This is a genomic window from Hymenobacter ginkgonis (genome assembly GCF_009755225.1).
GTDB lineage: Bacteria > Bacteroidota > Bacteroidia > Cytophagales > Hymenobacteraceae > Hymenobacter > Hymenobacter ginkgonis.
In genome coordinates, this window is the sequence record NZ_WQKZ01000012.1 from 1 (window position 1) to 21,684 (window position 21,684).

The window sequence follows — 21,684 nt, forward strand, 5'->3', positions numbered from 1 at the left end:
TACCCCCTCCCCCACCCTGCCCCCAATCAGAAAAGCGGCATTTCGCTGGGTCAAGAAGTGGGTTCTGAAAGTTTGGGCGGGTTAGCTTTGTGACCCATACTTGTTGAGCCATGCAGCACACTTTCGGCTACGCCCGCGTTTCCGCCACCGACCAAAACCTCGCGACCCAGCTCGACGACCTGACCCGGGCCGGCTGTTCGCGCATCTTCCAAGAGAAAGTGTCGGGGACGCGCACGAGCAGCGCGGCGCTTACCGAACTATTGGCCGCCGTGCGCGCGGGCGACGTGGTCGTGGTCAACCGCCTGGCGCGGTTGGGTCGGAACACGGTACACACGATTCAGCTGGTGGAGGAATTCAACCGCCTCGGCGTGCACTTCCGAGCGCTCGATCTCGGCATCGACTCCCGCACCCCGGCCGGCAAGATGATTATCGGAGTGTTCTCCAGTTTCAACCAGTACGAGCGGGAGAACAACCGCGAGAAGAGCTTGGCCGGGATCAACCTAGCCAAGCAGCAGGGCAAGCACCTGGGGCGGCCAGCGGGGCGTAATGCCGAGAAGCTCGCTAAAGTGGCCAAGGCCTTGGACAAAGGGCTGTCGGTGGCCGAGATTGTGACCCTCACCGGTATCAGCCGGGCCAGTGTCAAGCGCTATCGCCAGGAATTAATGGCCTAAAATAGCGCGCAGTTGGTCGCAGAATTTAACCCTAGTACTATCCCATGAATACGAGACGAATAGCGCAAACACTGGAACTGATCGTAGGTCTGTTAGCCCAAGGCCGCTTTGCCGACTTGCATCAGCTGGACGTAGCGCCCGACCTCACTGCCGACGATTTAGCAACCTGTCTAAGGCAATATGGGGGGCAGGTTTGCTTACCACCTACTCCGCAATGGTACTATGATTTTTATCCCATCATTGGAACAGATAAGTTGGCCATTGACTGCGATTTGTTCATGGATGGTGAGCTCAGTGACCTCACGCTCCAATGTGTCTTATGGGATGAAGGAGTCCAGCAGGTCTATCCTTTCACTATCAACAGCATTCATGTGATGTGACCAGGCTGAATAGCCCGGCATTAAGGCTGAGCTGTTGCCATGATCAGTGAACCTTGTCCCCTCTTCCAATGGACCGTTTATAATATGTAAAAGGTGGTTTGCTCCTTTTAAATCACTGTTTTGCTGGACGTGGGACCCACTTACTAAAGATGGGAGAAGCACAAGGTGCGCGAGATTTGAAAAGGCCTTTCTCATACGCCTGCTGATGTAGTTGGGGCAAGTGCTTAAACCGCTTAAATTCTTGTCTATTCACGCGCCTCACCGACATAAAATCGTAAGTAGAAGCATAAAGTAGAATCACTTCGAGGCTTGAGCATTCTCCGCTCAGATTGACGGTGGTCCATTCCATACCAATAGCTGTAAAGAGGAGCGTGTTGATGTTAACCGGAACGTCAATTTTAAAATAGCCCTCTAGGTCTGTCTTCCCGATGACGATCGTATCCCGCGTGCAAATGTCCGCCCTCGGCACCCCTTCCAAGTCATTACCTAGTATCCGACCAGTAAGAGTCTTGGTGTGCTGAGCATGGGTAGTCCCAAGGGAGAGGACTACTGCCAAAAGAGTGAAGAAGGTGTTCAAAGAGTGAAGAAGGTGTTCAGGTGGCCCATCAGCAACAACAAGTAACGTTATAAGCTCGACTGTCACGTTTGACAACGCTCGTTTAGAAAATGTGACAAGCTCGCAAGCCTCGTCCTACTGGGCTCGTCACCTGCCGGGCTTCCCTTGTGATAAGGGAATGGTCTGCACGTTAAGCAGTGGGGGCCACTGCGCGCAACTGCCCATAAAGCAACCGTTCTTTACCTTGTGCACCAGGAGGAGGGTTAGCCTTTTGACCTTGCAACAGGGCCGTCTGGGCATCGCAGCCAGTGGGGTCGGGTGTCTGGGAGGCGCATTTGCGGCTGCGCGGTACGAAGCTGGCATTCACGTCCTGTTGTTTGCCCTTGCTGTTCTCTTGCTGTTCACCTATTGGCACTTCGTTGGCTATTACGTCTACGTCGTTGGTGACGCAGTAGTGGTGGAAAACGAAAGAATGCGCATTACCCACCCGCGGGCAGACGTTGCGCGAGTGCTTTCGGTAAGTGGGCAGGTGTACCGCCTCGTCTTCAAAGACCAAACAAGCTACCACTTCATCTGCTCGCCCTCCTTGCCCTTGCACCGAGACTTTGGCCGCAATGAGCAAAAGGCAGCGGCTATCCTCTCCTTTCTTAGCGGAGATTCTAAAATTGTCCGGTAACGTCGATTATGTAAAACAGTGTAGGGTAGGCTATACTTTCTGCCGTCCGCTGCCCGCTCAGGCACCCGGATGCCGAAAGTTCAGCGGCGCGCCGCCGGCACGGCGTTGGCCAGGGCGACGGCCAGGTCACGGGCGCGGTTAGTGACGTGAAGAATCTGGCCACCGGGGCCCAGCACAAAATGGGTGGGGTATTCAAACACGCCGAGCGTATCGGTCAGATAGGCCTTGCTGGCTGGGATCACGGCAAACTGCACCGGCCGCTGCTGGAGGAAGGCGCGCAGCGGCTGGGCCTGGTTCAGGGCTAAGCTCACCACGAGCACCTGCGGATTAGCGCGGTAGCGCGCCACTAAGGAGTCCATAGCGGCAAACTCGTCGACGCAGGCCACGCAACTGGTGTACCAGCACTTGACGACCACCACTTTCCCCCGCGTATTAGCCGACGTGTAGGTTACCCCCTTCAAATCGGTCCAGTGAAACGGGGGCAGGCGTTGGCCTTCCCAGGCCGCGTTGCGCAGCGCTTCCTGGGCGAGTTGTTGACTGGCGGCGCGAATGGCGGAGTCCTGGCCGCCTGGATAGGGACATAACTGGTAGACGGGCAGCTGCCCCTCGGTGCCGTTGCGCAGGGCCAGGACCCGACCTGTGGCCAACTGCTGCAGAAAGGCCTGCTTGGCCAGGGGCCGCCCGTCTACGCCGTGGGGGGAGTAGGCGCGGGCGAGTTGAATGCGCGCGTAAGTGTAGCGATACCAGGTGTCAAAGTCCTTCGTTAGGGCCTCAACCTGCGCCGCCGTACTGGGAATGGGCGGGCTACTGGCCGAGGAGCAGCCCGTCGCCAAGCCACTCAGCAACAAGCCGGTGAGAAGTAACCGAGATTTCATGCCCTAAGCTACCAGATAAATGGCCCGCGAAACGGAGACTTTTGGGGCTTATTCTATAATAAGCTGCGCTATAAAGGGGGCTGGGAGCTTACGTACTACGTAGTTTATAATGGTATAAAGCCCATAAAGTATGTGGAATACTATTTTATACTAGCTTGATTATTAGTTAGTTAGCCGCCCAAATAGCCGGAAAGGTACTCTTCAAGAGTGCCATCGTCGCCGCGGCTACATTTTCCCCGGGCTTGGCCCTCGTTTCGAAGTCCCGCAGGATTGGGTAGGTCTCCTTCAGCACCTTCGTGAGTTGCTCCTCTCCCACCACTATCTCCAGCACTTTTTTCGTTTGAGCCTGTGTCAGCTTAAGTTTTTGTAGACGCGTTTGCACCTTCTGCTGCAATGGCGTTAACTCCGATACCACAGCGACTGCAGTGCCCTTTTCCAAGGGTAGCATAAGCTGCTTAGGTATGGGACGAGCCTTGCTCTTAATAGAAAACTCTACCTTATCGACAGAGCGACCAAGCTTAAGTTCCTTATAACTTATCTCAAAACTCAGCTCGTTCAATTCCGCCACGGCAGGTATCAGCGCGTTGCGCCGGTAATCGGAGTATTGGGGATATGCCTGACCGGTAGTTAACTCTTTCAGTCGAGCCACGGGCACCGTAACAGGGCTACGGAATTCCCACGATTTCAGTAGCCAATAAAAGCGGTGAGTAGTAGGGCTTTTTATACTAAGCAAATCAGCCACCTGGCCCAGAGTAAAGTTCTCTGCTAAGTTGGTGAGATAGGGTAGAACGTCAGGTGAAAAATACCCTGAGATAGTTCCTTGACCACTATCCAATTTCATTGAGTGTACTAGTGGTGCCCTGTGCCAGTCATGCTGACGGTTGGGAACTGGTAACGTCACCTGTACAGCTGCCAACCCTTCCAAAGCCGAATGAAGGTACTGGTATCCCCGTCCACCAATAGGGGTGGTGCCTACTAACTCTTTTAAGGGTACTACTAGTCGCCTGCTTTCTATTTCATCACGGGGTAGCTGTTGTAAAAACAAAACGAAGATCCTTGCTTCAACTAACGTTAAGGCCCAAGGCTGCTCTATAAGAACATTACTTTGTGCCACTGTGGGCGAGTTACTTCCCGATCCTTCAACGATCGAGCGCCGAGTGATCGCAAGCTCAGCTGGCTGCTGCCGAGCTTGTACCACAGCCTCATGCGCCTCAACCTGCGTATTATAATAACCTAAGCTCTTTAAAACCCCAGCAAAGCGGGCTTGAGCTTTCCACTTTTGGCGGCTCTTATCGAAAGTAGCACCTGCAAACGGGTTCTTTGGCATAACTGGCTTAGTAGTAATCCAGTCAGCAAGATAGGTGACAGATACTAATCAATTTGTATCCCATTTGTATCTCAGAGGTAACGGACTCGTATCTCAGAGGTAACGGACTCGTATCTCAGAGGTAACGGACTCGTATCTCAGAGGTAACGGACTCCCATTTAAGAGGTAACGGACTCCCATTTCGACTTCATAAATTTCTATTTTTCAAATAGTTACGGAACCCCTAATGTATAATAAAAATCAATAAAAAATAAGGAATGAGTTTCCTCCTTATTTTTTTCTTTTTTGTATCTCAGAAAGGTAATGGACTTGTATCTCGGGACCTAACGATGGCTTCGCACACTAGGGGGGCAATTAATGTACGTACATGTTATGTGTTTTACAGATAAACTACCCACCTTGTAATAGCTGCCGCTTGGATTACATCTCACTCGTGCTAGCTAAATTCATAAATCCTACTGACGCATCCTACAGCATTAATTTGGCTACTTGCAATCAACTATAAGATACACTACCTTTGAGTGATTGTGTAGCTCGATAGCAGACACTATGGAGTACACTGTACAATACACTAACTTAGTTTTGTAAATAACTGATGGTTATTACGATAGGTTCTGTAAAGGGTGGTGTAGGAAAATCTACAATTGCAACTACACTTGCTGTTTTTTTATCGCAAAAGTCTGATAATAAAGTGATGCTGATAGATGCTGATAGCCAGGGTACCTCCTGCTATTTCACATCATTAAGACAGGAGCAGCGCGGTACAGCGGGATATACCTCTGTAGAGTTAACAGGCAATAAGCTGCATGAGGAGATACGGTCACTAGTACGACGTTATGATGACATCGTAGTGGATGTGGGCGGCCGCGATACCGCTAGTCAGCGGGCAGCGTTGGCAGTAAGTGACGCCTACGTAGTGCCTCTTTCCTTACAAGCGTTCGACATCTGGGCCTTACGTGATGTGCTAGAATTGCTCGACCAACTTAAGCCGTTCAATCCTAACCTAACTACATTCTTTGTAGCCAACCGCACTGATTATCGCGGCACCAAAAGCAGCGCTTTTGAAGAGATGGCTACGTCCATCGAAGAGGCCTATGGTATCAGCCTGTTACCCCATACTCTTTCTAACCGCATTGCCTACTCTAAGGCGGCTGGCACAGGCTACACCGTTTTAGACCCTGAATATGCTAACCAAGAGCCTAAAGCGGTAGCTGAAGTGACGACGCTATTTAATCACATTACTCAAGCACTTGAAAAACGATGAAACTCCCGCCACGCAAAGAGGCTGCCGCATTACAGGCTATCATTGATCAAGGGGCTGCTGCGCCCACAGAGAAACCTGCCGTCGATACGCAGGCCATTTCCAGCTATACGCTCCGGCTCTATACTACTAAGCTCCAACAGCTCACCGATGCTCGCGATGCTCGGCGTATTCGCCACCGTGCTAAATCTCTACCTAATGCAAGCGCCATATCTGTTCATGCGCTCATTCTTGAAGGAATAGACTTGCTGCTTAAGCAGGAGGCTAAATTAGCTGCTAAAGAATCAGCCAAGCAATCCACCATCAAATAAACTATCAGTAATATATCAAACAGTATACTGTGTAGTGTACTGATATACACTAAAGTCCACTCTACTTCGAGTGGGCTTTTTATGTCTAAGAGCATTTAAATGAGCTTTATCTACTCTGTATCAAGACGAGGCATCCAAAAAACGAGCGGTTAATGCTTGGCATTACTGTCTAACATAACTTTCGTTCTCGGACACATATTACCGCATGGATTACACTGTTTCCGACGAGCGAATTGCATTACTGCAAGCGCATTTTTTTGAATTCGGCTTTGAGGGTCGAACGCCTGAGCGCGCTGTTTTCGAGGCAATAACCAATCCAGTAGAATACCACTTAATTGCCGCCAACTACAACTGGGATGATGGCTCCGAGGTGCTGACCTGGATTGTCACCAGTCCCTTATGCGACCCAGCAACCGCTCAGCTGATTTTTTGGCGGGCGCAACCCGCCTTCTACACCCAATTTACCAGTGCCGAAGAAGCGGACTACGAGGCGGAAATTTATACCCTGCTCCGCACGATCATCCAGCAGTGGGAAGCGGGGACCTATACCTCGTCCTTAATCGCCTATGATCCGCGCACAGATGCCTTGGCTGAGGACCTAAACTACCACGATCCCCAGGAAAAATGGGCTATCCCGGACTACCTGAAGCAGCCTAGTACGGGTGAATTAGAGATCCTACTTGACTAAGGGCGACGAAGGGACTAGCGTAAGGGGGAGGCCAAGCTTCGCAAGGGGGCTTTTCTACTCCTCCTGTGAACGCACAGCAATCCCCTGCTTCTAGCTCAGGCGAGGGAGTCAGCGCTTGTCACGTTTTTTAAACGAGCCTCGTCAAAGGTGACAAACGTCTAGTTCTCGTGTTGAATCTGCCTAGTGCTAATCAAGCCGTTAATTGTGGCTCGCTACCAATCGGTAGTGCCTGGCACCACCGCAATGCAGACATGTATTTTTGCTGTTCATTGCAAGCCGTATTAAGGCTGTTCTTTTCGCAGGCGCCATACACTGCTGCTGACAGCGTAGCACCCCAAGAGAAAGAGCGCACCCCAGGCAACACCCTCGCTTAGATGGTAAGAGCCGGGGAACAGGAAGACATCGGGATGCGTGGCCAAGTGCTGCAGCTGCAAGGTCTGTCCCGACCGCAAGTGTTCGCAATCCTGCTGACCGACCTTTATCGAGTGCTCCCGACCTTGGAAAGAAAAGTGCACGAATCGCAAGGCGGCCGAGCCATTGCACACGGTGCGCACAATCTGGACAGCGACTAACGGCCCAGTACGAGCCACGTCATACTCGGCTTTTTTCCCGGGGGAAACAGCCCCACACAGCCCGAGCAGGAGGAGGCCGCCGATTAAGTTGAATTTAGACAAAGCGGGATTAGAGGCAGAGACGCGAAGTGCAACCGAACGCTGGCTCAACCAAGGTATGGCCTATAGGCTTACCCTACCCCCGGGGGCTAGTCGGAGGGATGCGCTTGCGGCTAAGCGGTCGCTGAGGAACAAATAGAAAGGCAGGGCACTGCTTTTACACGACGGGGCTAAAAAGTGAGAGGCCCCTTTTCCGAGTTCAGCCAAGTTTTTGGGCTTTGTCACATTTCATAAACGGTCGTTGTCAAAGGTGACAAGGGTAAAGAATCATCGGCCATCAAACCACTAACTCTTACTAAGCAACAGGCTGGCTAAAGCAATGCCCTTTGAGTCCCGTCCAGACCGCAACCGTTCAGCAAAAAGGCCCTTCTTGGTAGCAAGAAGGGCCTTTTTCATTTTAGGGTGGCGGAATTGGTGGCGGACGACTGCCGCCTCTTAGGCCTGATAGGACTCAGCTGCACCCCAACTAGTGCTCTTAACTGCAGGAAAATCCTGTACCGAAGGTCGCGCTTAAGTTTCCCGCTCTCCGCTACTTAATCGTCTTCAACTCGGGCTACCCTGTGCACAAGGAAAGGATAACTTTTTACCTGAAGATTCATAGTAAAATAAGTACCTATGAATCTTTTGTTCGGCTACCTTGCTGACCCAATACGCTACCCTAATTAGGGTCGTATGCGTCTAGTATACGGCCTGCTATCTATCGGTGAAACTATTTGACCAGGAAGCTGAATCGCAGCTTGTTATTCGCCTGTATGCGCGTGACGAAACGGCGATGACCTATTTTTACAAGAACTATCACAAAGCCCTACAAGCGACCATTTGGCGTATCGTCCGGGATGAGAGTTTGGCGCAGGACGTGCTGCAGGAATCCATGCTCAAATTCTGGCTCTCCTTCCCGGCTTATGATAGCCGCAAGGGCCGACTCTTTACGTGGGCGCTAAACATTGCCCGCAACCTGGCCATCGACCGCTTGCGCATGGCGCGCCAAACCAGCCAGCGGTCGCAGCCCCTAACGGAAGAATTAACGTCCACGTTGACTGCGGCCTCTTTCAACCCCGACCACATTGGTGTTCGGGACTGGCTGACGCTGCTCAGTCCTGCTGACCGGCAATTACTCGAAGTACTCTACTTTCAGGGGTTCACCCACACGGAAGCTGCCGATGAACTACAGTTGCCGCTGGGCACTGTAAAAACGCGCATAGGCCGAATCATTCGAACTCTCGCGCAAGCAGTCGGCTAATCTGGGGCTAGGCTAGGTACTTGGCCACCGTGCTGGCCGAAATGTCCATGGCCTTGGCAATGGCGTAGTTCGACATCCCCCCGCCCTTGAGCCGGCGAATCTGCTCGATTTGCGCCTGGCTCTTACCTGGGGTGCCGAGCTTGACGCCGGCGGCCTTCTTCTTGGCCAGGGCCGCCTTGGTGTTTTCCGAAATTTTAATCAAGTCCTGAGCCGCGATGGTGGCCAGCATCGAGACGATGACGTCGCCGAAGGGGCCCAGTGAGTCGAGGTAGGGCTCGGTGAAGGATTTGTAATTCACGCCGTGGTCTTTCAGCTATTTTAGGTAGCGCAGCGTGGCCAGGGCCCCTTCGCGGCTGAAGCGGTCGAGCCGCCAGAACACGACCAGGTCGAACTTCTTCTGGTAGGCCTCCAGCAACAAGGCCTTAAACTCGGCGCGGGCGGCCTTACCCCCCGACTCCTGGTCGGTGAATACTTTATAGATAACGCCGTGCTGCTCCGCGAAGGCGCGCAGCTGGTGCAGCTGGTTCTCGGTGTCCTGGCCTTTATCCTTTGTCGATACGCGGGCGTAGATGGCTACTCGCATCCGAACGGCTACCAAGCGGCCGCCGGAGCGGCTACCGTTTTGTGCAGGCTCGTAAATAGACTTTGCACACTCTCGTCCAGCCCTGCTTTGAGTTGAACAACTTGTTCAGGCGTCATAAAGGTGCTCATGCCGGGAAAACCTTGGCTTAGGGCATTGTGCCGTTGGCTCACCGCCTGCGTGGCATGGGCGGATTGCACCCACCGGTTGAGGTCATAGGCGCCATACCCGGGACTCGCGGCGCTATAGAAATTATAGACGGAGCCCAAATTAGAAACTTCTACCCGGTAGCGTCCCTCCCGCGTTTCGATTCGAAAGCGCAGCCAGAGTTCGGCGCTCGCCCCAAGCTTGCCATTGGGCCGGCGCACCTGCACGCGCGAATAGCCACTGCCTAAGATGAGATGCCGCTGGGCATCCTCGAGCTGCACAACCTGGTGCACATCCTCGAAGGTGAGCGCGACCCATTCGCGCACCCGCCCGTAGAGTTCATCGGCCGAAACGCCGGGCGTCGCTACTACCTGTTGGTAGCGCAACGTATCCGGCAAGGAGGTTTGCGCGTGGCTACTGAGGGAAACCAGCGTGAGCGCGACTAGAAATAAGAGTAGTTTCATGGGGCCAAAATACGAGACGGCGCATGCGCGTTGAGCTACCCCAGGCCATCCAAAAAAGGGTAGCCGAAAGCGGCCCGAAAAACCTACGTTTTCGGGGTCGCTAGGGCACTCGGCCAACTAGTCCAAAAAACGAGCGTTTCTTGGAGGGTAGCGTAGTTTACGAAACTCCTCCCTTTGGCACGTTTCATAAACGTTGATTCATAGACGGGTTTCTTAAATTCGCCCCGCGCTACAGTGAACTGCTGGCACCTGGCGCTGGCCAGCTGCTAGGCGTTCACAGAAAGGAGCAATATTCTGCCAGGCGGCCCGTTGCTCGGCCTATAGTTGAGCCGCCACTTCGCGCCCCCCTTTATGACCAATACGCTCCTCGCCCTGTTGCTGCTGGCCCCGGGCCTGTCGCTGGCTCAAAAGCCTTTTGCCTACCACATTAGCGGCCGAATCGGCTTGTTGAATGCGCCCAATAAAGTCTACTTGATAAACGGCGAACTGGTGGACTCGGCCACCCTCACCAACGGGGCCTTCGAGCTCCACGGAACCGCTGAACTGCCCACCCGCGCCAACTTGGTGGTGCAGGCTAACGGGTATCATCCGAACGCCGTGCTGACCAATGCCACCAGCGTATTCTTGGAGCCCGCCCCGGTGGTCGTCCACAGCGACGGTCGCTTGCGCGATGCCACGACGAGCATCACCGGCGGCCCCCTCACCACCGAACATCAGCAACTCTACGCCTCGGTGCCGCCCAACGCCACGCCCCAACAGTATGCCCAAGCCTACACCGCCTTCATCAAAACCCACCCCACTTCTTGGGTGAGCCTGATGGCCTTGTGGGATATGGGCGTTTTTGCGAAACGCGAATACGACGAAGTGGGGCCCCTCTACGCCGCCCTTAGCCCCGAACTGAAGAGTAGCCGCCCGGGCCGCCTCTACGGCGACCTGGTGCAGGGCCTCAAAGCCACCCGTGATCGGGAACGGACCAGGCGCTTGCCAACAGTCCCGGAGCCACAGCACCGCTAAAGGGCAAACATCGGCCAGGACAAGAAATGAGTCGTTTTATTGAACGGCTTTCACCTTGTTCCGAAACCTACTGTTTTTCGAACGACTTTACTGCCCACGCCAAAGGCCTCGAAAACGCCAGTTTTCGAGGCCTTTTTGAAGAGGGTTTTTCGAATGGTTGCTAGACCTACGTGAGCGCAAGTAGTCTAGCCTCGGTATCGACAGGCTAAAGGATTAGAAACGGCTGCCTTGCCGAAGCGTTTGGTGCTAAAATTCCGCCCGGTTCGTTAACAGCGTACTGATTTCTAGCTGCCAGAATCCGCCTTCCATTAAGGCTTGCGCATCTGCCTCCGTTAAGCGTTGCTGCAAGACGGTAAGCTGCTCGTCTGTGAAATCAGCGTCTAGATATGCATCCTCTCCCCGCGTGGCTAGCAAGTCCTCGATGAAACGACGATAAGCCACCAGTGATACCATAAAGGCCTGAAGCGAGCAGTTGATATAATGCGTCGCAAACCCCTTGTCATGATCGAGCCATTCGACAGAGGCATTCCGGGAGGTATTAAGAACTATGGGATTGCCTAAGCCATCAGTACCTAGCTGCACGAACTGCGCAAATGCGGATGGTAAGTTGTACAGCGTACTCACCCGCTCCAAGGAGGCATCAAACGACAAGTAGGGCGCGGCAGTGCGCGGTAAACCCACTGTTGCTAACAGGGCTTGGGTAGCTGGCGCTATCCCTAAGCGGGCGAGCACTTCCGGCGGATAAGCAAAGAGAGGTTCGCCTAGGGTACGCCAGTAGGCCGCAATATCTTGAGGAGACATAGTAACGCTAAACGAAGCGCGTGGAGAGTTGGCAAATCTACTTCGACTGCTCACGTCATAGTTAACGTGTACTGCCTGCCAGCATACAAGCAGCGTAGCCTAATGTACCTGGTAGTACAAGGGGCTCAGGGGCTCAGAAAGTCCGGTTCCAGGCGAGTGGCTCAGAAAGTCTAGCACACCTGCATTTCCAGCACGAGGAGGGGGGCGAAAAGTTGAAAACTGCTGCGCCAGAAAGGTGCCCCTTTTAGGACCTAGCTTATTCTCTACTTTAGCTTGACTTTGTAGCGTCTGTCATCCTTGGTTGACTTGCTTTTCGCTGGTCGGCCCCGACCTTTAGCCCGCCCCTACGGCTGACTTGATGCTCACCCTCGACTTGCTGGCTGTCTTCAACGCCCAGCCCGGCGCTACCCTGTTACTGTCCCCGGATTGGGTGATTATAGGCGCCAGCGACGACTACCTGGCCGCGACCCTGACCCAGCGGGAGACGCTGGTGGGGCAGTTCATCTTCGACGCCTTTCCCGACAACCCCCAAACTCCCGAGGCCAACGCCGTAGCGAACGTGCGCGCCTCGCTGCAACAGGTACTAGCCACTAAACAGCCGCACGAGATGGCCCCGCAGCACTACGATGTGCCCGACCGCACCCGGCCCGGCCAGTTCGTCGAGCGCCACTGGCAGCCGCGCCACACGCCCGTGCTCGATGCGCAAGGGCAGGTGCAGTTCATCATCCAATCTGTGCAGGACATCACCGCCAGCCGCCAGGTCGAGCGGCAGCTGCGGGAAAGTGTGGCCGCCGAGCAAGCGGCGCACGCCGTGGCCGAGCAGCAGCGCCAACGCTTCCGCGAGGTCCTCACGCAGATGCCCGCCTACATTGCCGTCTACCAGGGGCCGGACCACATCTACCAGTTCGTCAACCCCGCTTATCAAAGCCTGTTTCCGCACCGCTCCTTCCTGGGGCGACCGTTTCGCGAAGGCACCCCGGAGGCTGTAGAATTGGGGGTAGTGGCCTTGTTTGACCAGGTCTACCAGACCGGGGAGCCCATCTACCTGCGCGAAATGGAAGGCTGGTTCGACTTTCACGGCACCGGGCAGCCGGTGCAGGTCTTTCTTAATATCTCGCTGCACCCGCTGCGCGATGTGCGGGGCCAGATTGATGGCGTGATGGACTTTACGTATGACGTGAGCCAGCAGGTGCGCGCCCGCCAGCAGGTCGAGCAATTGAACCAGGAGTTGGAAACCCGCGTGCAGGCGCGCACCCAGGAGCTGCACGATGCCAATGCCCACCTGCGGCGCACCAACGCGGACCTCGACACGTTTGTCTACACGGCCTCGCACGACCTCAAATCGCCGATTACCAACATCGAGGGCCTGCTGCTGGCCCTGCACGAGGTGTTGCCGGCCGAGGTCCAGCAAACGGAACTGGTGGCCGAGCTGCTGCGCTTGCTGGCGGACACGGTCGGCCGCTTCCGCTTCACCATCACGCAGCTCACCGACCTGGTGCGCTTGCAGCAGAGCCAGGTCGGCCCGACCGAGGCGGTGGCACTGAAGCCGCTGCTGGCGGGCGTATGCCACGACCTGGACACCGAGATACGGCTAGCCGGGGCCACGGTGCACGTGCAGGTGCCGGCGGACCTGCGGGTCACTTTCATCCCGGCCAACCTGCGCTCCATTGTCTACAACCTGCTCAGCAACGCCGTCAAATACCGGGCGCCGGACCGGCCGGCCCAGGTCTGGCTCCGGGCCGAGCCGCAGGCGGACGCGGTCGTGCTGGCTGTGCAGGACAACGGCCTGGGACTGGACCGGACGCAGCAGGGGCGCTTATTTCAAGTGTTCCAGCGCCTGCACACCCACGTCGAAGGGTCGGGCGTGGGCCTGTACATGATTAAGCGCCTGATTGACAACGGGGGTGCTACCATCGCCGTAAGCAGCGAGCCCAACGTGGGTACCACCTTCACAGTGACGTTCCGCGCCTAGCGCGCGCCTGCCTGTTGTCCCTGTGCCTTATGCCCTGCTTAGCCTGCGTGCTGCTGGTCGATGATGACCGCACCGCCAATTTCCTGCACAAGCTCCTGGTTACCAACATGGGGATTGCCGGGCAGGTGCTCGTGGCCGAGGATGGCCAGCAAGCCCTCACTACGCTAGCTGGGTTGAGTGCCCCGCCCGCGCTTATTCTGCTGGACCTGAACATGCCCGTACTCAACGGCTTGGACTTCCTGACGCGCTACGCCCAACTGCCGCCCGTTAATCTGCGCCCCATCGTGGCGCTCCTTTCCAGCTCCGACCACTGGCTCGACCAGGCCCGCGCCCAGCACTTGCCGGTTGATGCGTACCTGACCAAGCCCCTAACCCGCGAGAAATTGCAAGGCGTCTTGCAGCAGTATTTCCCGCAGTAGCGGTCAGGTACCTGGCCAGGTAACGTGGTCAGCAGCAGCGGGTGGCGAATCGGAACCAGTGGGCACCCCTTGCTTAGGTAGTGCGCAGGCAAGGGTAAATAGGATTTTGGGTAAGGTTAGGGATTGTCATTTTCCCTTGTGCTCCTAAGAAAAATCCTTTAACGTAATGTGTGATAGCGGACAAACCTTGGAAAGGTAATATGTTTGACCCTGCTGCGCGGGGCACTGCAGCAGGGCACTTTGCCAAGGATGAGCTTCAAGTCGGGGTATACGAAACGCATCCGCGCCGACTAGCTACCGGCTGTCGAGCCAATTTCTACCCCTCACTGCAAGCCGTACTAAGTAGGGTCTTTTCGCCATCGCCCTACACTGCTGATGACCGCGTAGCACCCCACCAGAAAGAGCACGCCCCACGCCAAGCTTTCCCCTGCCCTGTAAGAGCCCGGGAACAGGAACACCTCGGGATGCGTGGCCAAGTGTTGTAGCTGCAAGGTCTGTCCTGCCCGCAGCCGTTCGCAGTCCAGCTGGCCCACCTTTATGGAATGCTCCTGGCCTTGGAAAGTAAAGTGCACGAATCGGAAAGCCGCCGAGGCATGGCACTCCGCTCGCACGACTTGGACTGGAACTAGCGGCCCAGTAAGCGCCACGTCACGCTCCGCTTTTTTGCCGGGCAAAACCGCACAGCAGAGAACGATGAGCAGCAGGCCGCCGAGGAAGTTGAAGAGGTGCAAAGTCGGATTAGCTACCAGGAAGCGAGGGGTCAAAGTCCCTAAAGATATCGGCTAACGTGGTCGTACTGCAGCCCTGCTGCCCCCGCAAGGCCCACCTTTCGCAGACGCTCTACCAGGGGGAGCAGAAATAGCCTCCGGACCGGTTGGCAAGAGAGAAATGGTCCTGTCGCAGGGCAATTGCCTCCACGCAGTGGCGAGTGGCAATTGCCCTGCCCTGTCGGCTGCTTTAGCATGCGATGACTTCTACAAGCTGTTAGACTCTTACTAGACAAGCGCTTAGGAATCAAGTCAGGGGGCATATATCCCCGTGGCACAGGTTGGCAATTGCCACTAGTCGACAGGGCACGTTTGGGTGCATCGTCAGAGAATGAGACGGAAAAGCCGAAAAAAGGGCTAAAAACGGCGTTTCCAGCGCATGGGGGCACATGGGCGTGAGACTGACTTTTTTCACACCTTGTCGGGCCCTGGTGGCGGGCAGTCGGCTGATAGCTGCACGCCGGCCTGGGATAAGTATACAGCCTGCTCAACTTCCAGCAACAAGCCCTCTCCCTACCAGATAGCACCGAGGCAGCTGTTAGCAATTGCCAAGTAAGGACAGGGCAAGCTGGGCTGCAACGCTCGACTCGTGAGACGCTGATAGGTCGAGTTCGCGAATAATCGCCCCTAGCAGCACGCCAAGGGTGATACGGGTGAGATTGGCTTTTTAGGCAATGCAGCTCAGCCAAGCGGGCGCGAAGTTGTCAAAGGCTGCCTCGGTACCCCGCGTTCGCTCGGGGCTCTCAATCGGTGCTTAGTCGGAATACCAACCGGGGCGACGCACTTCGTGGCGGCAGGTGGCAATTGCCAGATCCCAACTGGCAATTGCCACCTGCCGCACGGGATAAAAAGCCGATTCAGAAGCGCAGGGGCCTATTCTAGTGGGCCAAGCAGCTTTCATATATTCCCTTTGGCAGCTCGCTCAGCTCAGCGGCAAAAGCTAAAGGGCGCGCACTGCTGCGCGGGTGGCATTATAAAAAATAGGCAATTTTTTGACATAGTTAACTGTATTATAGATAGTTAAGTGTAAAACACGTTATAATTTGTTTTGGGAGTTTTGGGAGTTGGGCACTTTTGGCAATTGCCAACGACCTAATCGGCTCCTAACCCCTCGATTCCAACTAGACTCCGGCTAATGTGGAGGTTAATGGGGCCTTTATTGGATTAATTTTTATCGAAAGTCAACTATTTACAGTTGCGCAAATGGAGGATAATTAGGGTACTTCGTCAGAGAACCAAAGAAACGATTGCTAACTGCTGGATTACCGGTGTGCTCGTCTATATTGGCGGAGAAGGCAAGCTTTGGGGAACGTACTGATAGCGGTCCACGGACCGAGAGGGAGACATGAAAAAGCCCCGCCGGATGGGCGAGGCTTCTCATTTTTGGTGCAAATGCCGCGCCACTTAGCCGCCCAGTTCGCCCAAGATGCGCTTGGTAATGGCCACATGCTCCTTGAACGTAGCCAAGGCCAGCGTCGCCAAGTGCCGCGTCTGGCTCTCGGCGGGCGTGGTTTTGCCGGCCGATTTTTTCAAGTAGTCCTCGGCCAAGTCGCGCAGAAACTCGTGGTTTTCGAGCTGGGCCTGGATGTAGGCCTTATCGAAGGCCGGCCCGGCGGGCGTGTTCTTGATTTTGGCGAGCGTGGCTTGCGCCTTGGCGTCCGGGGTTGGCACGGGCGTCTTCAAGTCCTTGAGCACGGTGGTCACGGCGATGGCCTCGGTCAGTTCAAAGCCCGCGAATTCTTTCGCGTTCGCTTGCGTGGCTTTGCCCGTCGCAATTTGGCTGGTAGCTAGCGAGAGTTCGGCGGGGCCGATGACGCCCTGGCGAAACGCTTTTTCCGTGGCCGCCACGGGCGCGCCACTCAGCAGCGTTTCCGCCTCGGCCGGAAAGGAGTTTAGTAAAGCGGCTACGGCGGGCAGGGCGCTGAACGCCAAAGCGGCCGTCATGGACTGCTTGACGAATGCACGGCGGGGAGTTTCTTCGTTGTACTGCATGGGAAGGGGGAAAAGGCAGATGTGGCGAGGGCCGGGGGATACGCAGATGGTGTACCACGCTAGCTCCTCGCACTAGTTGACCATGCATACGGGGTAATGCCCCGGCGCAACGCCCGGCGGGGCTGAAACGGCTCTTTGACGGGGCACAGCGCTCCGGCCGGGGGGTGAATGGCCGGCTGGCCGGCCGCAGGAGAAAAGTGGGTTGGGGGAAAGGTTAGGAGGCAAAGCGTTGCAGGAAGCGCTGCAAACCACTGCTGTAGCTGCGCGAGGAGGTCAGGTGGGCGCCGCCGTGCAGGGTGATTAGGTATTCGCCGTGCGCCCACGGCCGCAGTTCCTGGATGTACGCGACATTGACGACCAGCGAGCGGTGAATGCGCACAAAGTGCGCGGGGTTGAGTTGGCTTCCCAGCTGGCTCAGCGTGGTCCGGAGCACGTGCGGCGCGCCCTGGGTGTGCAGGGTGACGTAGTTGCCCGTGGCTTCGAGGTACTGCACTTGCCCCGCCGGCACAAAGTAGAGGCGGCCCGGTTGCTTGACTAAAAACTGTTCGGCATAGGAGCCGGGTAGGTTCTCCACTGGCCGACTGGCCGGCGGGGGCAGCGGGTCGGGCGGCGTCGCGGCCGGTCGGGGCCACTGCTGCAGCAAGGCCGCCAGCTGCTGGTGGCGTTGGCTGGCCTGGCGCTGGCCGAATAAGTGCCGCACGTGGGCCAGACAACTCGCAAAGCGGTCTGGGTCGATGGGTTTGAGCAAATAGTCGACGGCGTGGGCGTCAAAGGCCTGCAGTGCATAGCGGTCGTAGGCTGTGACGAAGACGACCAGCGGCAACGGCGCCACCGCGTGCTGCAGCACCTGCACGCCCGTTAGGTCGGGCATCTGCACATCGAGGAACACCAAGTCGGGGCCCGTATCCGGCATTGAAAGCGCAGCCACCGCTTCCGTCCCATTGCAGCATTCGCCGTGCAGGGCAAACCCCGGTACGTCGGCCAGCAGTTGCACAATTCGCCGACGTGCCCACGGTTCGTCATCGACGATAAGCGTCCGAATAGATTCCATAGGGGAAAAGATAGGCTACGTAACGAGCAGAAAAGCCAGCGGCAGTTCAATGCGCACGGTGAAGCCTTCCGCCGGCGCCGTCTGAATGGCCAGGGCATAATGCGTCCCGTACAAGGTGCGCAGTCGCTCCTCGCTGTTGCGCAAGCCCACCCCGCGCGCTTCCGCCGAGGGGGCACCCCGGCCATTATCGTGCACCTGCAGCACCAGCCGCTGCCCTTGCCGCTGGGCTTCGATGTGGAGGCGCCCGGGCCCGGCGGTGGTCGCCAGGCCGTGCTTCATCGCGTTTTCCACCAAAGGCTGCAGCAGCAGGTTCGGGACTAGGGCGGGCAAGGCCGCGGCATCCACCTGGTAGGTGACGGTGAGCCGGTCGGCAAAGCGGATTTGCTCCATTTCCAGGTACAACTCCGTCAGGCGCAGTTCCTGGGCCAGCGGCACCTGCTGTTCGTCGGTGTTGTCGAGCACGGCGCGCAGAAACGCGCCCAGCTTGGCGGTCATCCGTTGCGCCGCCGCCGGGTCATCTGCGATGAGGGCGGTGACCGTATTAAGCGTGTTGAACAAAAAATGCGGGTTGAGCTGCATCTTCAACGCCTGCAACTGAGCCTGGACCAGTTGGATTTCCAAGCTGGCCGCGTCTAGGGTGCGCCGCCGAAACTTGTCGTACAGTTCCAGGGCGTAGGCCACAAAGAGCAGCATCCAATAGAGGGGCACCCAGACGTTGACCGTGGCCAGCAAGGCGGACCAGTCCAGGTGGACGCCGGGCACGGCCAGCAGCGCGAGCCCGGTCCGCGACAGCGCGCGTTGGAGCAGGGTGAGCCCGAAGCTGGCCCCCGCGTGCAGCAGCAGCCGCGGCAAGCGGTGGGGCGGCGTGGTCAGGTCGAAGTGCGCCGCGAGCCAAAACACGACGGGGGTGAGCACCATCCAACTGACGCAATCCAGCAGGGGTCCCAGCACGACGGTCCGCCAGGGCAACGGGTGCACGCTGGCCTGCGCTTGGACGTAGACCAGTAGGACCATGAACACCGTGAACAGCCCCCACGCCAGCGCGACGCGCCACCACTTGATTTTTGCTAATTGCGTCCTTGCCATCCTTTACTCCCTCAGGTTGGTCTTCTGAAACGAAGCGGGTCCCCGAAGGTTGACCGGTCCCTGCGCAACTATAGCTGCTGGTCGGCGGCAATCGTACGATGCGAAGATCGTTAAAAAGCATCGCCCTCTTTTCGGCGACCCGCACCTAACAAGCCATTACGGTTTTACTGGAGTGGGCTTAGTACGCAGCACAGGTTAGGGGCGTGGCTGTTGCGGAACCTACCGCCAGAGTTCACGAATCGGTTGACTGCTCGTAACGGACTGCACAGGCCGTTTAGCCACTTGGTACTATAGCAGTTGATTTACTAAGTTGTTGCCAAGACTTCTGCAGCAGCCACGGGCCTTTATTGGACTAATTTACATTATTAATCAAGTAGTTACTGCGGGCAAACGACGTGATAGTTCACTTTAAGGCAATTGTGTAATAACCAGCCTACTGTGGCTGGCTAACGGTGGTATATTAGGTGGGAGCTATGACCTAACTGCCGTTAGTGGCCTTAATTGAAAATTTAGTCCATAAGTCGCATTTGACGCTGTAGTGGGTTTCGCGTCAGTAGTGTCCTATCAACGAGGCGCAGTGCGCCTAACACTGGACCCGCTAGTTTTTTAAAAGTGGATGATTACGAGCTGCCTGCTTAAGTGGAGGTTTGCGCGCTTACCGGTCCAATGCCGAGCAGCGATAATCTACCGGTTATAGCTGCTTGTCGTGCTCCTCACCCATTTAGTTCAACTTACGCTCACTTAGCGCGTGTTTGAATAAGTCATTCTGTATTCTGGATTGAAACTGCCACAAGGGGTACGACCATCAAAGCTTCTGTCGAAACTGTGCAAATCCATCCAGAATACTTTCTCCTGCGTGGGTCATACTCGGCTTTGCGCACTGTATGTTACCTTCTTACAACGCAACATGGCTGTCTTACAACGCTTCACTCTTTGCAGCAACCTTAAAAGCTTCGCGGGTTGTTTCTTGCCATTGTCCCGCTTAGTAGCTCACACCCGGGCTTGGCGCAACACCCGACGCCTGCTGCGGCAAGCACCGCTTTGGCATTCTCCTCGCCCAAGCAGATTAATGCGGGCGTGCTTAATGTAGGGTACGTAGAAGTTGGCCCGCCCACCGCGCAGCCTGTTATTCTGCTTCACGGCTGGCCCTACAGCATTCACAGCTACACCGAAGTGTCCGCGCAGCTAGCGGCAAAGGGCTACCGGGTAATTATTCCGTACCTGCGAGGCCACGGCACCACCCGCTTTCTCTCTCCCCAAACGGCCCGCAACGGGCAGCAAGCGGCGCTGGCCCTGGATGTCATTGCCCTGATGGACGCGCTGCACATTCAACAAGCTATTATTGGCGGGTTCGACTGGGGGGCTCGGACAGCCGGCATCGTGGCGGCTCTGTTTCCAGAGCGGTGCAAGGCCCTGGTGTCAGTGAGTGGCTACCTCATCGGCAGCCAGCAGGCCAATCGCACCCCGCTGGCACCCAAGGCCGAATTAGCCTGGTGGTATCAGTTCTACTTCGCGACCGAGCGGGGCCAGGCGGGCTACCAAGCCAATACCAACGACTTCAATAAGCTCATCTGGCAAACGGCCTCTCCCCGCTGGCAGTTTGAGCCGGCTACGTTTGAGCAGGCTGCGGTAGCCTTCACGAATCCCGATTACGTGGCCATTGTCATTCACAACTATCGCTGGCGCTTAGGACTAGCTGAAGGCGAGGCTCGCTACGAGGCCGTTGAAAAAAAGCTCGCCACCTCGCCAGCTATTACGGTGCCGGCCGTGACGTTGGAAGGGGATGCTAATGGCGCGCCCCACAACGACCCAGCTGCTTACGCGGCGAAGTTTACGGGTAAGTATCGACATCACACGCTGTCTGGTGGCATTGGCCACAATTTGCCCCAGGAAGCTCCCCAAGACTTCGCTGCCGCCATCATCGAGGCGGATGGCTTGGCTAAGTAATAAAAACTGGTTGACGCATGAAAACCTGGAAAATGTCCGCTCTCGTCTTGTCGCCGGCTTTAGTAGTAGCGTATGCTTTAGCCGAGGCAATGCCTGGGACGCCAGCACCCAGGCCGGCCCCCACGTCCGTGCTGGCTAAGCTCCCGCCCGGCTACCGCGACTGGCGACTGATTTCGGTCGCCCATGAGGCCGGTAATCTCAACGACCTGCGCGCCATTCTGGGCAATGACATTGCCGTAAAGGCCTACCGGGAGGGAACCCTGCCATTTCCAGACGGGGCTATTATTGCCCGGCTCGCCTGGGAGTATGTTCCCTCCGCAGCCAATAACAAAGTGTTCGGCCAGCCGCAATCTTACGTAGCCGGTCTGCCGAAGGAAGGCGTGCAATTTATGGTGAAGGATGCCCGAAAATACGCCGCGACCGGGGGATGGGGGTACGCGCAGTTTAACGAAGGAGTACCCGTCGAAGGGGTAACCATTGCCAACTGTGCTCCCTGCCACCAGCCGGCGAAGCCCCACGATTATCTGTTCACCGAGTACGCTCCTTGAAGCTTGCTTCGAGTCAGGAAAGCACTTGAAAGGTTACGCTCCGGAAATGGCGAGCGGGTTGATTTTTCAGTTAGTACTAGTTTTGCAAAGCTGACAGGCTTCTGGCACGCTCGCTAAAGGTTCTCTTTGGCGCGCGCAGTATTGCGCTTTCAACTCAATAAGAGGTAGACTTATGTAATAGGCGGATTCTTTTCACGGCTGCGAGTAACTGAACCGCCGGATGGCGGGCTGCCACCTCTT

21 protein-coding genes are annotated in these 21,684 nt (G+C 56.2%); 11 read left to right on the forward strand and 10 right to left on the reverse strand.

The features are described 5' to 3' along the window. Positions 1 to 110 precede the first annotated feature (110 nt). On the forward strand, positions 111 to 671 hold the full coding sequence (locus GO988_RS23080) for a recombinase family protein (protein ID WP_157570003.1): 561 nt from the start codon (positions 111 to 113) through the stop codon (positions 669 to 671). A 44-nt stretch (positions 672 to 715) separates the two neighbouring features. Beyond that, a complete protein-coding gene (locus GO988_RS23085; RefSeq protein ID WP_157570004.1) occupies positions 716 to 1,051 on the forward strand; it encodes a DUF7668 domain-containing protein in 336 nt (111 codons plus the stop codon). A 746-nt stretch (positions 1,052 to 1,797) separates the two neighbouring features. On the opposite strand, the gene GO988_RS23090 is transcribed toward GO988_RS23085, so the two are convergent. The 3 genes from GO988_RS23090 to GO988_RS23100 form a co-directional block, all read right to left on the reverse strand. After that, a complete protein-coding gene (locus GO988_RS23090) occupies positions 1,798 to 2,163 on the reverse strand; it encodes a hypothetical protein (protein WP_157570005.1) in 366 nt (121 codons plus the stop codon). A 200-nt stretch (positions 2,164 to 2,363) separates the two neighbouring features. Further along, positions 2,364 to 3,158 (reverse strand): TlpA family protein disulfide reductase, encoded by a 795-nt coding sequence (locus GO988_RS23095; protein WP_157570006.1) that lies wholly within the window; start codon positions 3,156 to 3,158, stop codon positions 2,364 to 2,366. Between the two features lie 166 nt (positions 3,159 to 3,324). Next, entirely contained in the window at positions 3,325 to 4,485 is a 1,161-nt protein-coding gene (locus GO988_RS23100) for a replication initiation protein (RefSeq protein WP_157570007.1), read from the reverse strand. Positions 4,486 to 5,080: 595 nt separating this feature from the next. Between GO988_RS23100 and GO988_RS23105 the strand changes: the two genes are divergently transcribed. From GO988_RS23105 to GO988_RS23120, 4 genes are all read left to right on the forward strand, one after another. Continuing rightward, the gene (locus tag GO988_RS23105; RefSeq protein ID WP_157570008.1) at positions 5,081 to 5,749 is read left to right on the forward strand and encodes an AAA family ATPase; all 669 of its coding nucleotides are present in this window, start codon (positions 5,081 to 5,083) and stop codon (positions 5,747 to 5,749) included. Beyond that, the gene (locus GO988_RS23110) at positions 5,746 to 6,057 is read left to right on the forward strand and encodes a hypothetical protein (RefSeq protein ID WP_157570009.1); all 312 of its coding nucleotides are present in this window, start codon (positions 5,746 to 5,748) and stop codon (positions 6,055 to 6,057) included. The genes GO988_RS23105 and GO988_RS23110 overlap by 4 nt, the downstream gene beginning before the upstream one ends. Before the next feature lie 205 nt (positions 6,058 to 6,262). After that, complete coding sequence (locus GO988_RS23115; protein ID WP_157570010.1) at positions 6,263 to 6,745, forward strand: DUF4274 domain-containing protein; 483 nt, start codon at positions 6,263 to 6,265, stop codon at positions 6,743 to 6,745. A 1,374-nt stretch (positions 6,746 to 8,119) separates the two neighbouring features. Next, on the forward strand, positions 8,120 to 8,656 hold the full coding sequence (locus GO988_RS23120; RefSeq protein ID WP_317164963.1) for an RNA polymerase sigma factor: 537 nt from the start codon (positions 8,120 to 8,122) through the stop codon (positions 8,654 to 8,656). 7 nt (positions 8,657 to 8,663) lie between these two features. Here the strand turns inward: GO988_RS23120 and GO988_RS24825 are convergent, their stop codons facing one another. Genes GO988_RS24825 through GO988_RS23135 form a run of 3 tightly spaced genes read right to left on the reverse strand, consistent with a single transcriptional unit; the run spans position 8,664 to position 9,847 of the window. Next, on the reverse strand, positions 8,664 to 8,954 hold the full coding sequence (locus GO988_RS24825; RefSeq protein ID WP_198173019.1) for a helix-turn-helix domain-containing protein: 291 nt from the start codon (positions 8,952 to 8,954) through the stop codon (positions 8,664 to 8,666). Positions 8,955 to 8,969: 15 nt separating this feature from the next. Next, the gene (locus tag GO988_RS24830) at positions 8,970 to 9,239 is read right to left on the reverse strand and encodes a recombinase family protein (RefSeq protein ID WP_157570012.1); all 270 of its coding nucleotides are present in this window, start codon (positions 9,237 to 9,239) and stop codon (positions 8,970 to 8,972) included. Between the two features lie 8 nt (positions 9,240 to 9,247). Continuing rightward, a complete protein-coding gene (locus GO988_RS23135) occupies positions 9,248 to 9,847 on the reverse strand; it encodes a DUF4468 domain-containing protein (RefSeq protein WP_157570013.1) in 600 nt (199 codons plus the stop codon). A gap of 351 nt (positions 9,848 to 10,198) precedes the next feature. On the opposite strand from GO988_RS23135, the gene GO988_RS23140 reads away from it, so the two are divergent. After that, a complete protein-coding gene (locus GO988_RS23140; protein WP_157570014.1) occupies positions 10,199 to 10,861 on the forward strand; it encodes a DUF4369 domain-containing protein in 663 nt (220 codons plus the stop codon). 246 nt (positions 10,862 to 11,107) lie between these two features. Here the strand turns inward: GO988_RS23140 and GO988_RS23145 are convergent, their stop codons facing one another. After that, complete coding sequence (locus GO988_RS23145; protein WP_157570015.1) at positions 11,108 to 11,662, reverse strand: SUKH-4 family immunity protein; 555 nt, start codon at positions 11,660 to 11,662, stop codon at positions 11,108 to 11,110. Positions 11,663 to 12,020: 358 nt separating this feature from the next. Here GO988_RS23145 and GO988_RS23150 point away from each other — a divergent pair, with 358 nt between their 5' ends. Both GO988_RS23150 and GO988_RS23155 read left to right on the forward strand, forming a co-directional pair. Then, positions 12,021 to 13,634 (forward strand): sensor histidine kinase, encoded by a 1,614-nt coding sequence (locus GO988_RS23150; RefSeq protein ID WP_157570016.1) that lies wholly within the window; start codon positions 12,021 to 12,023, stop codon positions 13,632 to 13,634. Between the two features lie 29 nt (positions 13,635 to 13,663). Beyond that, positions 13,664 to 14,053, forward strand: coding sequence for a response regulator (locus tag GO988_RS23155; protein WP_157570017.1), 390 nt, complete (start codon positions 13,664 to 13,666; stop codon positions 14,051 to 14,053). A 2,171-nt stretch (positions 14,054 to 16,224) separates the two neighbouring features. Here GO988_RS23155 and GO988_RS23160 read toward each other — a convergent pair. The 3 genes from GO988_RS23160 to GO988_RS23170 all read right to left on the reverse strand — a co-directional run bounded on the left by GO988_RS23160 (position 16,225) and on the right by GO988_RS23170 (position 18,949). Beyond that, complete coding sequence (locus GO988_RS23160; protein WP_157570018.1) at positions 16,225 to 16,812, reverse strand: DUF4142 domain-containing protein; 588 nt, start codon at positions 16,810 to 16,812, stop codon at positions 16,225 to 16,227. A gap of 214 nt (positions 16,813 to 17,026) precedes the next feature. Then, the gene (locus GO988_RS23165; protein ID WP_157570019.1) at positions 17,027 to 17,863 is read right to left on the reverse strand and encodes a LytR/AlgR family response regulator transcription factor; all 837 of its coding nucleotides are present in this window, start codon (positions 17,861 to 17,863) and stop codon (positions 17,027 to 17,029) included. Positions 17,864 to 17,878: 15 nt separating this feature from the next. Then, a complete protein-coding gene (locus GO988_RS23170) occupies positions 17,879 to 18,949 on the reverse strand; it encodes a sensor histidine kinase (RefSeq protein ID WP_157570020.1) in 1,071 nt (356 codons plus the stop codon). 1,041 nt (positions 18,950 to 19,990) lie between these two features. Between GO988_RS23170 and GO988_RS23175 the strand changes: the two genes are divergently transcribed. Further along, positions 19,991 to 20,896, forward strand: a complete 906-nt coding sequence (locus tag GO988_RS23175; protein WP_232341679.1) for an alpha/beta fold hydrolase — start codon at positions 19,991 to 19,993, stop codon at positions 20,894 to 20,896. A 128-nt stretch (positions 20,897 to 21,024) separates the two neighbouring features. Beyond that, a complete protein-coding gene (locus GO988_RS23180; RefSeq protein WP_317164964.1) occupies positions 21,025 to 21,444 on the forward strand; it encodes a cytochrome P460 family protein in 420 nt (139 codons plus the stop codon). Positions 21,445 to 21,684 lie beyond the last annotated feature (240 nt).